Annotated in this window: 8 protein-coding genes and 1 pseudogene; 1 reads left to right on the top strand and 8 read right to left on the bottom strand. The window is 51.8% G+C overall.

All coding sequences use genetic code 11. The features are described 5' to 3' along the window. Positions 1–24: 24 nt before the first annotated feature. From AC0YN4_RS20135 to AC0YN4_RS20100, 8 genes and pseudogenes are all read right to left on the bottom strand, one after another. Positions 25–2,892 (bottom strand): hypothetical protein, encoded by a 2,868-nt coding sequence (locus AC0YN4_RS20135; RefSeq protein ID WP_475836597.1) that lies wholly within the window; start codon positions 2,890–2,892, stop codon positions 25–27. Further along, complete coding sequence (locus AC0YN4_RS20130; RefSeq protein ID WP_475836596.1) at positions 2,889–4,298, bottom strand: glycoside hydrolase family 32 protein; 1,410 nt, start codon at positions 4,296–4,298, stop codon at positions 2,889–2,891. The genes AC0YN4_RS20135 and AC0YN4_RS20130 overlap by 4 nt, the downstream gene beginning before the upstream one ends. A gap of 11 nt (positions 4,299–4,309) precedes the next feature. Beyond that, a complete protein-coding gene (locus tag AC0YN4_RS20125; RefSeq protein ID WP_475836595.1) occupies positions 4,310–6,073 on the bottom strand; it encodes a glycoside hydrolase family 2 protein in 1,764 nt (587 codons plus the stop codon). Then, positions 6,070–7,848: a glycoside hydrolase family 2 protein gene (locus AC0YN4_RS20120; RefSeq protein WP_475836594.1), complete on the bottom strand. Its 1,779-nt coding sequence runs from the start codon at positions 7,846–7,848 to the stop codon at positions 6,070–6,072. The genes AC0YN4_RS20125 and AC0YN4_RS20120 overlap by 4 nt, the downstream gene beginning before the upstream one ends. Then, entirely contained in the window at positions 7,841–8,857 is a 1,017-nt protein-coding gene (locus AC0YN4_RS20115) for a glycoside hydrolase family 43 protein (protein WP_475836593.1), read from the bottom strand. The genes AC0YN4_RS20120 and AC0YN4_RS20115 overlap by 8 nt, the downstream gene beginning before the upstream one ends. A 291-nt stretch (positions 8,858–9,148) precedes the next feature. After that, positions 9,149–10,084: an ArsR/SmtB family transcription factor gene (locus AC0YN4_RS20110; RefSeq protein ID WP_475783561.1), complete on the bottom strand. Its 936-nt coding sequence runs from the start codon at positions 10,082–10,084 to the stop codon at positions 9,149–9,151. Between the two features lie 310 nt (positions 10,085–10,394). Next, positions 10,395–11,186 (bottom strand): phytanoyl-CoA dioxygenase family protein, encoded by a 792-nt coding sequence (locus tag AC0YN4_RS20105; RefSeq protein ID WP_475783560.1) that lies wholly within the window; start codon positions 11,184–11,186, stop codon positions 10,395–10,397. Between the two features lie 83 nt (positions 11,187–11,269). Next, positions 11,270–11,892 (bottom strand): annotated as a pseudogene (locus tag AC0YN4_RS20100) (UTP--glucose-1-phosphate uridylyltransferase). A gap of 180 nt (positions 11,893–12,072) precedes the next feature. Between AC0YN4_RS20100 and AC0YN4_RS20095 the strand changes: the two are divergent. Further along, positions 12,073–12,723, top strand: a complete 651-nt coding sequence (locus AC0YN4_RS20095; RefSeq protein WP_475783559.1) for an HAD family hydrolase — start codon at positions 12,073–12,075, stop codon at positions 12,721–12,723. The last annotated feature ends 73 nt before the right edge of the window (positions 12,724–12,796 follow it).

The raw sequence follows: 12,796 nt of genomic DNA, 5'->3' as shown, positions 1-12,796 counted from the left end.
TCCTTAACAGCGAGTGAGCTGCGATTAGGTAGTCGCCCAAAATTCAAGATAATGTTTGCCTGTTAGATCGGCTGGAATTTGCTTGATTGCTTGTCCATCGCAATGCATCGCGAAATTCGTTCCCCAGCCATGCACGACAATATCGAACACGGCCTTGCGATAGCGAAGATTCTCCACCTTCAGATCGCGCAGCATCTCAGGCACGGCCGGCGTGAAGGTAGCGCCTTGCTCGTCATACTCCAAGCCCAAGACGCCAAGGAGGAAATAAGAGATAAAGCCGGCTGCATGCCAGAGCTGACCCGGCCAACGCCAAGCCTTGCCCGTTTGATAATCGATCACTTCATAGAAGGTCTTATTCATTACACTATTGCGCACCTGCTGCGCGATAAAAGTCGTAAGCAGATCCAATCTGCCTTCTCGTCCCGCCGCAGCCGCCATGCCGCTCGTCCAGACTACCCAAGCCGCATTGCAGAAATGGTTCGTTTCCGGGCGATACGGGAATACGTTGACGCCGAATTCATTCATCGCCACTTCAGGAAGCCGGCTCAGCATGGATCGCCTTTGCTCCTCGCTGGCTACGCCGTATCTCGGCCACATCGCGATTTCTTGTCCGGCAGACTCCCAATACCCCTGCTCATAGCTCTCACTGCCGACAGGGCCGCTCGTGTAGAAGCCCGCTTCCTCGTTCCAATATTGGCTTTGAATATTGCGAAGGAGAAGCTCACCTCTGTCAGCCCATGCTTGAAGCGTGCTCTCCGGCTCTCCCACATGGGCTCCCATTCGTGACATTGCGCGGAAAGCCTCCATGAAATAGATCTCCGTCGCAAGGCTGAATCCGGCACATTCCGGCTCCGGAAAAGCATCATTGGAGGTCGCTTGATCGGCAGGAATTAACCCGCGCTCTGAATCAAACAATCCATCAAGCTTGGTAATCCGCTCCTTCAGGCCTTGCCAGGATTCTTTAATGAGCGTCAGATCGCCCGTTGCCAAATAATAATCCCATATTCCGACGATAGGCATTGCCATACCGTCTACGCCGTTGTCTAATCCGCCCTTCGTCGTAAAGAGCAGCGATTCTCTGGCACCTTCAGGATCAAGGATGCTCCCCGAGCGCATCGCGATGTGCGCGGTATCACGCACCCACACACCGAAGCCATCTCCCGGACCTTGGAATTGTCCTGCGGTCCACATGCCTTCCTCGCCCTTGCGGGCAAACTCGGCGGAGCCGCATCGGTAGAAAATATCGGCTGCGAGGCGGTAAGCGGCATCGATCGTTGCGTACCTCGTTAAGATTATGGGTAGCCTTGAAATCTCCGGTTTCGGATGCCAGACATTGCCGCGATCAATGACACGGTTCATATCGTTCGCCCAATTCTTGCGCCAAACGAATTCTTCGATAGCGCGGGTAGGCGATACGATTGTATTGCGGTCGGGCACGTAGGCAGGCGGCTCTCCATAGACCGAGTCCTCTACTCGATTGCTATATACCGTATAGCTATCCGATTGATAGACAACCGTGTTGTCCTTAACCGCCTCTTGAATGAGCCGCCTTTCATCCGGACTCGGCCAAATGCTCCGAAGTCCATACACCGCCAACGCATTCACCGTTGCACTTTCGCCGCTAGGGCACGACAACTGAATCCTTCGCTCCGAATAGTTTGGTTCCGCGGCAACCGTCATCCCTACTGCGCCATCGCATGCGAATATGTCCAACGATGCTCGATCCAGCAGCAGTCGCAGCTTCATCTTTCCTGCTGTTTGCGCTAAAGGAGCAACGATGCCCTGACATGCAATCGTTTTCTTCCCAGTATCTAATAAAATCCGGATCCCGTATAGCCTAATCTCCAGCACAGCATCCGTATCCAAGTCGACTTCCAAGTCAACATCCAGTGCATCGGCGGTAATATCGTCGGGCTTATTCTCAGGCGGCAAAATGCGAACATCCGGCCAATCCGCCGGAGCTATGCGAAAATGCAAGCTCTCTGAGAAGCTTGACCCCTCCTGCAACGCGATGTCCGACCACGTTCTCTGCCAGACCCGCAGGTTCTGCAGCTCTGCAACCGGCTCAGCTTGAACCATTACTCCTTGCTCGGTCTGCAGTAATTTCAACTCGGCAGGAATAAGCATCTGTTGATGAAACGGCATCTCCGGATACTGCAATCCCCGGCTGAAACCAACTAAGATACAACGGCCATCCTCAGCCTGATATACCAGCCCATTGGAGTGGTTTCCATACCGCAAGGCTGCGGGCTCGCTCTCAGCCACGAAACGCTCTTCCACCATAGTGCCGACCGAATACATGTTGTCCTCATGAAGATACAGCCATTTCATTTGTGTTACATCACCATTGACTGGCAATTCCACTAAACGAGTCGGCAGCGTTTGTCTTTCCTCGTCGTTAGCTGCCATCAGCGTATCATAGTCCACTTCCGCTTCATGCCAGTGGATAAGATCCTTACTCACCGCATACCCCGATAACGCAACTTCGCTATTTTCATATAATTTATGTTCATACCGTACGTGCCACTGGCCTTGTTCAAGGTAGAAGTCGACCGGTTCCCCGATCCAGCCCTTCCTAGCTGTGTAATGGAACTGGGGACGAATCTTCTCTCCATATAAGTGCCGTTCTTCCGCCGACTGCTCGCTTTGAAAAACGAAGTGCTCCACGCGGAGCACTTCGTCGTTTCCGGATTTCACTTCCAAGTCACAGCCTTTATACGCGTTCGCATCCCATGTGAACCACGATTGAACCTTATGCGTAGCAAGTTTCAATTCCAATCGCTTCGTTACGACTCCGCCCTGAATCAATGTGATGACGCTGAGCGGAGCATCGTTGTGAATCGCAATGTTCAGATATCGCTTCGTAACCTTCACTGCACTACTTGTCGTCATTGGAGTTCCGCCGCCTTCATCTCCCAGACCTTCACATCACAGACAGCCAAGCCGCCGCTCGAACGCAGCTCGATGCCGTTACTGTCCTCCAAGGAAGGGTAAACCCTTGCCGTCAGGCAGGTTTCATCATCCGCGAATACTTCGACGATCGATTGATCCGCGAAAATACGCAGCCTCAGCGTCTCAGCACCATCCGCCGCAGGCAGCTTAGCCTCAATCGACGACTTATTTACGTTCGGGAATAAGCTCGATTGCAAGCGGTCGATGACAACCGTATTCGCTGCCAAATCGAGGCGTACATCCGTCCGCTCGCGGCCGCATGAAGAGGCAAACAAAGTGACAACCAAATCCCCGTCTTCCAATGTCCGTCTATCCACATCCACCACAATTTCGAAAGCCGTCGAACGAAAGCCCATATCCTTTGGCGTTTGTCCGATGTTCAGCTTGGCGAAGCTCCGGCTATCGCCTCTCAGCTTCTCCAGCTCCGGAACAGGAGCCATCGCGAGCGCGCCGTTCGGCTTCAGCTCGATGACTCGCGGCAGCGCCAGCGTCCCAGCCCAATCCAAGCTTACCGGGAAGTTGTCTCCTCTTCCTTCCGGAGCCCAGCCCAGCATAATGCGGCGGCCGTTCTCATCCACAAACCCGGTGGAAGCATAGTACCCTTCCCAGCCTCCGCCGTCGACCGTGCCGTGCTTCCTAACATCCGTCAGCCTATCTTCGCGAATCGTCCCGGAAACATAGCGAACCGGCCCGCTCGGGGAGTAGAACAAGACAGCCTTATCATCGTCGAAACGGAACAGATGCGGACATTCCCATATCCATTCCTCGCCTTTATAGAAGATCCCCTTGTAGCTCCAATTCTCCAAATCGTCGGAGCTGTAGATCATGCCGCAGCCTTTCTCGCCCTCTATGCCTCCAAGCAGCATCCGCCAGCCGTCCTGCTGTTTCCACACGTAAGGATCTCTCCACTCCGTGATGTGCGTTTCCCCATGTAATTCGGAGGTCAACGCGGGGTTGGCGTCCCCAGGCTTACGCCAAGTGAGCAAATCTCCCGCTCCGGCGCCGGCTGTCCATTGCTGCGCACCGCTTGTCGCATTCCGTTCGCCCTCGCCGATGCTCGTATAGAACAATTTCACCTCGTCGCCGTTAACGACCGAACAGCCCGAGTAACAATGGGATTCACCAAGCTCGTTCGATGGAGCCAGCGCAACCGGCAAATGCGTCCAGTTCACTAAGTCCGTGCTCTTGGCATGTCCCCAGTGAATCGTGCCCCACTGCGAAGCCGAAGGATTATGCTGGTAGAACAAATGATATTCTCCGCCTAATTGAAAAGGCCCGTTAGGATCATTCATCCAATTATGCGGCGGCGTAAAATGATAGCTCGGTCTATATCGGTCCATGGTCATGATCATCGCTCCTAAGCCAAATTGATTTCACGTAACTTCTCCAGCGGTACCTTCGACTCCCGATTCTCGGTCAGCAAACCATTCACTTCCTGCTGAACGTCCGTAATTTGGGTATAGCAGTACCCCACGATATAGTCGGTAGCCTTGATTGCTTCATGTATGCCGCGGAAGCGGTCCAAGTAAGCTTCCTTCGACTCCACCTGGTTGCCGTAGCCCCAGCCTTTATCGGAGCGCAAAGCGATACCGCCGAACTCGCTGACGATAATCGGCTGCCCGGTGTACGAGTAGCCGTTCGCGAATGCGTACTTCCATTGATTGAACGATTTTTCATTATGAACGATTTCATCCTTGCTCGCGTAACGCTGCAGAAACTCTTCTTTGGTCTCCACATAGTCGTGCAAGGTCAAGATATCGGATATGGTATGCTCCCATCCGTCATTCGTAATGACCGGACGATTCGGATCGAATGCCTTGGTGAGGTGGTAGATCGCTTCCGTCAGCTTCTGCTGCCGCCGGTCGTGCAGGATGTTCATTACCCCCCACGACTCATTAAAAGGAACCCAAGTAATGATGCTCGGATGGTTGTACTGCTGCCGAACGACCTCCATCCACTCTGTCGTAAACTTCTGGATGGCATTGTCGTTAAACTCGAACGTCGCCGCCATTTCCGACCAGACGAGCACGCCTTTCACGTCGCACCAGTATAGGAATCGCGCGTCCTCCACCTTCATATGCTTGCGAACGCCGTTATAGCCCATCTCCAGCAATTTGTCGATATCCTTGATGAGTGCCGCTTCCGACGGAGGCGTCAGATGGCTTTCCGGCCAGTAGCCTTGGTCGAGTACGAGCCGCTGGTAGATCGGTACGTTATTGAGCAGCACTTTGCCTTTCTCGATCGAAATCTTGCGCATGCCGAAGTAGGCGTACACATGATCGACCACTTTGTCACCTTGATAAAGCACGAACTCCACATCATATAAATTCGGATGCTCCGGCGCCCAGTGGGAATGTTTCCAAGGACCGTTCATTTCGTGTACAAGATCAACGTCGAGCTGCAGCCACGGACGGTCGATCGTGAGACTTACCTGCTTAACCTGCCGGCCTTTCAGCGTAACAAGCGTCTCGATACGATAGCCTTCGCCTGCACACGCCCCGCCTTTAACCTGATACTCGAATCGTACGGAACGGGCATCAATGTCAGGCGTTATTTTGACAGAGTCGACATGCACCGGCGAGACGAATTCCAGCCATACGGATTGCCAGATGCCGGTTGTCTGCACATAGAAGCATTCGAAGTTGTCGGCAACCCATCTTTGCTTGCCCCGCGGCTGCGTCGCGTCCATGCTGTCCTCAGCCTTCACGGTCAGCTCGTTCACGCCGCCTATCTTGACGTACCGTGTAATGTCAAACGAGAATGCCGTATACCCTCCGTCGTGATGGCCGACGTATTCGCCGTTTATCCATACTTTCGCTGTATAATCGACCGCCTGAAAATGAAGCAATATTCGCTTGCCTTCCCCACTTGCCGGCACATCGAACGAACGGTTGTACCAGACGTTCGGATGGTGAGCTTCGTCGCCGATGCCGCTCGCTTGAGTCTCGTAGGAGAACGGAACGACGATGGTTCGGTCACCGCCGAAGCTGCGCGGCCAGCCTTCCGCCTCGCCTCGATTCTCGTCGTCGAAGCCGAAGCGCCATTCCCCGTTCAAATCCACCCACTGCTCGCGCACGAATTGAGGTCTCGGGTAGCTCGGAATATACATTTTCGTCGTCATCTCGATTCTCCTGCGCTCTGTCCGGTCACGATTCGACGAATCGCCTCAAGCGGAACTTTAGGAACGCGATCGTACGTGAGCAGTCCGTTGATTTCTTGCTCTACGTCCGTTAATTGCGTATAACAAACCGCTTGTACGACCGGAGACAAGAGCAGCGGGCGAAACACGGCGTTCAACCGCTTAAGGAAATCCTCATCGTCAGTTGCGCCGGAATAACCCCAGCCTTCCCAGTCGCTTTTGCGGAACGAAATGCCTCCGAATTCCGTGACCATAATGGGCTGCCCCTTATACGATGCATCGCCTACGAAGATTCTGCGATTGGCCGGCATCGCTTCGATTGCGCTGTTTGAAGAAACATATCTCTCGGCCAGCACTTCTTCGCGCCACTCGTAATCATGAATCGCTACGAAGTCCGTCTCAAGCATCTCCCAGCCGTCGTTGCCGATAACGGGCCTTGTATCATCCAAGGATTTGACCAAATGATACATCGCAAGTGCATGCTGCTGCTGCCTGACATCGATTTGAATGTTCGGCACGCCCCAGCTCTCGTTAATCGGAACCCAAGCCACAATGCAAGGATGGTTGTAGTCTCGCTCCACAATCTCGTGCCACTCGCGGGTAAAACGACCGACGTAGGTTTCCGAATATTGATAAGCGTTCGCGCATTCTCCCCATACGAGGAGGCCATTGCGGTCGCAATGATAGAGGAACAGGGGATCTTCCGTTTTCTGATGCTTGCGCACGCCATTGAACCCCATCGCTTGGGTCAGTTTGATATCCTTCAAGATCGCCTCTTCCGAAGGCGGGGTCAGGATACCATCCGGGAAGTAGCCTTGATCGAGCACCAAACGCATGAAGTACGGACGGTTGTTCAAGTTGAATTTGCCGTTCTCAATGGATACTTTACGCATGCCGAAGTAGCTGTCGCATTCATCCACGACATTGCCGTCTACACTAAGGCGGAAACGGACATCGTACAGGTTCGGTTTCTCCGGCGACCACCAGCGTCCCAGTCCATGATCGTTAAAATCATGAAGGCGAATCGTTCTCGACTCTTCTCTGCCGTTCACTTTGAATCTTTCTTCCGCTACCGTCTCGCCTTCGAAGCTGACGGCCGCTTCCACCCAAACCTCTTGCCGCGCTGCTGCATCCGACACAAAGGTGCGAATCTCGATTTCGTTCCGGTCGATATCCGGCTTAAACTTCAATTTATCGATATGTACGGCATGCACAGGCTCCAGCCACACACTTTGCCAAATCCCCGTCGTACGCGTATAGAAAATGCTGGCCGATTGCTCTTCCCAATACTGCTTGCCCCTTGGCTGCGTCAAATCCAAGCTGTCATCTTCCGCTCTTACCGTGATAACGTTCCCGCCGTCCTTCAACAGGTCGGTAATATCCTGCCGGAATGGCGTATGGCCGCCTTCGTGGGTAACAGCCAGCTGCTCGTTCACCCAAACCTTTGCCTTATAATCGACCGCGCCGAAATGAAGGATAATCCGCTGTCCGCTCCATTCGCTTGGCACGTGAATCATTTTGCGGTACCAGACCACGTCGTGAAAGGAAGAATCGCCGATACCGCTAAGCGCGCTTTGGTAAGCGAACGGCACTTGAATCTTCAGATAAAATGGCGCTGCGTTCGTATACCATTTGTCGCTTTCGCCCTTTCTCTCGTCGTCGAAAGCGAAGTCCCATTCTCCGTTCAAGCTCAGCCATTGCTCGCGCTTCTGACTCGGTCTTGGATATTCAGGTCTGATGTCAGTTCCTTTAATCATGTTGTACATTTCCTCCCGGTTGGTTTGTTTGTAAATGGTCCATTTCCTCCGAGCACTCTCCAGACGGAACAGGATAGTCGATGCCCGAGGCCAGCGGTTTACCGAAGTCTGGGTATCCTGCTGCTGTAAAGCTGAACTTCTGCATCCGAGGCTGCCTCATGCCGGCGCCGCCCTCTGACTGAGGAATCGCATGATAGACGATCCAATCCTCAAGGCCGTCCGGCGATTGCGTAAAGCTGTTATGACCCGGAGCATATACACCGTTTTCCGTACATTTCACGAATACCGGTCGGTCGCTTTTGGTCCACGAATCCGGGTCTAAGAGATCGCTACTTTCATCCGCTGCAAGCATGCCTAATGAATAATCATCCGACCAAGTCGTGCTGGCCGAGTAAATGAGGAACAACTTGCCGTATCGGACAAGGAAACACGGTCCTTCATTGATCGCCATTCCGCCTTGCTTCTCCCATTCGAATTCCGGTTTCGTAAGCAGCACTTCCGGCCCTGTCAACGTCCATGGGTTTGCCATCCGAGCCGCGTAAATCGCCGAGCCGTATTCGGGGAAATGACCGTAACCGGCATACATAAAGTACAGCTTGCCGTCATGTTCTAATATCGTTCCGTCCAGTCCGGGCAGCGCCGCATTGATCGCTCCCTTCTCCGTCCAAGCTCCATCCAGTGGGTTCGCGCTTTCATTCTCCAGAACATAAACGTTACGTCCGTTATCTCCGCTGCCATCGCTCGCCGTAAAGTAGACATACCACTTCTCATTAATGAAATGAATTTCCGGTGCCCATAATTCCCTGCTGCCCGGACCTTCTGTAGGAGGAAGCCATATCGTGGTCGGAGGCGATTGGGCAATCCCGCTCATGGATCGTGACCGATGCAGTTCCAAGCGGTTGCCACGGGTCACCATGTAATAGTAGAAGCCGTCGGAATGCCGATACATCCAAGGATCCGCTCCGCTCTTCATAATGGGATTCTGAAAGGTTTTAGTTGGATTCGTCATCTATTTGTACTCCTTATCGAGTTATAAACAACTTTTATGTTTCAATTAGAATTTTAGAGTAGCCATTATAATAAATTTGCATGATCTCATTTCAAATTTGCATGAAACGATGCCATTCCCCCGATCCGATGGCGAATTGCTTAACCAACTAAAACATCCATCACAATATAAAACAAATTATATGTTCGCTTCAGCGCTAATGTCAACGCTTTCTAACAAAATTATTGTTATTAATAACAAAAAAACAAGCGCAAAAGCGCCGTTATAAACAACTATGTTGTTTTGTTTGAATCATTCTATAGTAGGCTCATAATGCACCTTCATAATAATGTCCTGATCATAGTTTCCGAATCCGCGGCCGAACAAATTCACCCCGCCTTTATGAACGGCATCCGGTTTCACGCCGACCTTAAACCGAATATTCGGCTGAGCATCGATGTGCAGATCTTGCAGCGTCACATCGGAAACCTTGTGATTATCGACCGTGCTCTTATCCTTGTCGACCCGAAACGTCTTTAACAGCCCGTATTGCGTGCTGCTGTCATGCCACCATTCCGGATTATTCTTGCCTCGCTTATCGCCGAAATCCCCGGGAGATGTCCACGTTCCCACTTCGATGTCATTAATCCAAACCGTAATGTCCGATGGCCAGTCGTTATTGAAATTAGGGGCCTCCGAACAAAGCTCCAGCGAAAATTCGATTGCTTTCATATCGATGTTCCGCGGCAGCGAACGAGGGAAACGGTATTCGATCCAGCCCTGCCTTAGCCAGACGATCTGCGCTGTTCGGCAATCCGGATGAAAGAAGCTGGCAGGATCGTCCTCCGGAATGACCATGGTCTCCGTGTTGGCGATGCCGCAAGTCGGATGCACTTCCACATCGACGTAATGGCCGATCGGCATTTCGATTTCGAAAATTTGCTCCTTCTTGATGTACCCTTTGATCGGATTCAGGATCATTCTGACATCGTCGAAATTCCGCTTGCATACTTTCATAGCGCCGCGGCTTGCAGGCAAAATCTCGGTCAGAATAAGCCCCGCCTCTTCCAGCACCTTCACGTTCACGCCGGCCGTGGACACCGGAATGCCCAATTTCTCGCCGATCTCATTTATATTCATGTTGTTATGATTCAGGAGCAGCTTGATAATCTTCAGCCTGGTATGCGATGACAGCGCATGTGCGACCTTTACTAATTGATCCGGTTCGTTGATAGAGAGTTCGAGCATCGAGTGTTCCCCATTTATAATATGTCTTATGTTTCTTAGCATAAACTGAGTGCTTTCAGCATACCACCCGCAAAAATCGTTTGTAAAGTCTATTAATCTTCTTACTGCGCAGTATTAACCGATTGCCGTTGAAGTAGACAAAGCACAAAAAAGGAGACCCGCAGCAACGGGCCGCGGGTCTTAAAAGAATATATATAATAGGGGGTTGAGTCTTATTATAGGCGCTGAAGATTAAAACCAGATGAATTTGGCATTTCAGTTACATTACAATTGCGTTGCAATAATTAACCAGTAGTTGGATAAATGCAGCTTACGCAAGCTTCGGCATTAAGCCGCCTTGAATCTTGTCGCCGACTTCAAAGCCAAGGCCGTCTGTGCACACATGACCTGCTCCGCTGTAGGTCGTGCCATCCTTGAAGAAGACAATCGCCATCGCGCGGCGCGGCTTATCCGAATTATTCGCATGAGCAAAATGGAACGTCATCCCATCGTGGAACGTGCAGCTTCCCGCCTTCATACGGCAGATGACGGCCGTGTTGCGATCAAGCTCACTTGCGCCTTCCTGCTCGAAAATATCCTCCGGCGTCACAAGGTCAACGCCTTTCAAATTGCGGATTTTCTGCGACTTCGGCACGAACATCATGCAGCCATTATTCTCGTCAACATCGTCGAGCGCAATCCAGATCGAGAATGCGACCATCGGCTCTGTATCCTTAACCGGCCAATAGGGACGGTCTTGATGCCAAGGCGTTACTTTGGAATCGCCGGGCATCTTCAGCAAAGCATGATCGTGAAAGAGGCGGATGCCCTCGAACCCCGTCAACTGCTTGCCCATATCCGCGAAACGCTCGCCAAGCACGAAGCGTGCCATCCCCCCGTGATCCCTCCAAGTATTGACGCGCTGGTTCAGCACCTTGTAATACGCGCCGCCGGCCTGATCCGTTTGCAGCCCGCGCGCACCTTGGCTGTTCATCGTCTCATCCATATATGCTTGAAACTCAGCCAGCTCCTCAGGCGATAAAATATTATCGATCTGAACGAAACCATTTTCACGATAAAATTGCACTTTTTCTTCAGGTAATTGGATCTTCGAATTCAACATGCGCTCAAGTCCCCTTTATGAATCGGATATATCTTCAATTTACACCCGAAACGTCCGATCATCTTGGAGGATATGGGATAAAACTAAGACGATCTGCCAGAATAGAGCGATTCACTCGAAGTCTCCGCTTTCTCCCAAGCTAGCAGCTCTTGCAAATAGGGCAGCAGAACTGCACGCAGCTCCTTGCGCTGCAGCCCCATCTCGATAATTGCCTTCTTGCACATGGCATGCAGCGCATCGGTCAGCTGGTATTCGCCGCCGGCTCCTCGATCAATCGTCTCCAACACTGAAAATATAGATGGTTTCACTGAACGTACCCCAATGACTTGCTTCCCTGTCTGCTGATACACTTCAATAAGCTGCGACAGTGCCGGAGGCTCGGAAACCATAATGTCGTCGCCAAGCAGTACCGCGAACGGCTCTTCCCCGATGAACTGCTTCGCGCATAGGATGGCATGTCCAAGTCCAAGCGGTTCCTTTTGCCGATAAAATGAATGCTCGCCATGTTGCTGATCGACCGGACTTCGCGCAGTATCTCCTCGTTGCCCTTCTCTTCCAGCAGCTGCTCCAGCTCAATGGATTTGTCAAAATGATCCTCGATCGACTTCTTGCCGCGCCCCGTCACGATAATGATACTTTCGATACCGGCTTGAACCGCTTCTTCGACGATGTATTGAATGGCCGGCTTATCGACGATCGGCAGCATTTCTTTGGGCTGCGCTTTAGTTGCAGGCAAGAATCGAGTACCAAGACCGGCTCGGTGTAAGAGTGAGCTTTGGTTAGGAGATTGGCCTTTCTCTATGCTTCGTTCATAGAGGGGGCTTTTTTTCTTGCCATTAAGCATGTTAGAATTCGTTAACACAAACCCAGAGAAGGGGCTGCTCCCATGGTTCCATTAAAGCGACAAGGTCTGATTCTGGATATGGATAACACCATTCTCCGTTCGCGTATCGATTTCAAGCAGATGAAGAACGAGGTTCACACGTTGTTAGTCAGAGAGGGCATTATCGGGGCGGATTTCCCGCTGCATGAATATACGGTCTCCACCCTTATTGAACATGCCCGGCTATCGGCGAAGTTCACAGGAGAAGCAGAGCAGGCGGTTTGGAGCATTGTGGCCGAGATCGAGCAAGCAGGGATGAAGGATGCAGGGCTTGAACCGGGTGTCGTAGACCTTCTACATCAGCTGCAAGGAGACTTCCACCTCACGATTCTTACTAATAATTCGTATGCTGCAGCCATTCAAGCGTTGCGATCAACGGGAATTGAGATGTATTTTGAGCATGTTATTGGCAGAGAACAGGCAGTATCAATGAAACCTTCACCGGCGGGCATCCATCATATTCTCGGGCATTACCCTCATCTCACTAAGGAGAATTGGCTGTCCGTAGGCGATGCCTGGATTGACGGCAAGGCCGCCATGGAAGCAGGCGTGCGATTCATTGCCTATCAGGGCAATCAACCGGAGATGGAACGAAGAGGCATCGTTCCGGTCGCACATATAGACGAACTCCATCAGCTCCTGCGTTATCTGTAAAGTTGGGCTTACATAAATTCGGACTTGACTCTGACATTAATGTCAGACTTTATAATGAGCTGGAAACCAGGTA

This window comes from Paenibacillus sp. J22R3 (assembly GCF_056269305.1).
This window is presented reverse-complemented; position numbering and strand designations above follow the sequence as displayed.

Bases quoted from the DNA above. Each gene is read 5' to 3' on its own strand.
- AC0YN4_RS20130 (WP_475836596.1), bottom strand. From the start codon at position 4,298: ATGACCATGGACCGATATAGACCGAGCTATCATTTTACGCCGCCGCAT.
- AC0YN4_RS20120 (WP_475836594.1), bottom strand. From the start codon at position 7,848: ATGATTAAAGGAACTGACATCAGACCTGAATATCCAAGACCGAGTCAG.
- AC0YN4_RS20115 (WP_475836593.1), bottom strand. From the start codon at position 8,857: ATGACGAATCCAACTAAAACCTTTCAGAATCCCATTATGAAGAGCGGA.
- AC0YN4_RS20110 (WP_475783561.1), bottom strand. From the start codon at position 10,084: ATGCTCGAACTCTCTATCAACGAACCGGATCAATTAGTAAAGGTCGCA.
- AC0YN4_RS20105 (WP_475783560.1), bottom strand. From the start codon at position 11,186: ATGTTGAATTCGAAGATCCAATTACCTGAAGAAAAAGTGCAATTTTAT.
- AC0YN4_RS20095 (WP_475783559.1), top strand. From the start codon at position 12,073: ATGGTTCCATTAAAGCGACAAGGTCTGATTCTGGATATGGATAACACC.
- AC0YN4_RS20125 (WP_475836595.1), bottom strand. From the start codon at position 6,073: ATGACGACGAAAATGTATATTCCGAGCTACCCGAGACCTCAATTCGTG.
- AC0YN4_RS20135 (WP_475836597.1), bottom strand. From the start codon at position 2,892: ATGACGACAAGTAGTGCAGTGAAGGTTACGAAGCGATATCTGAACATT.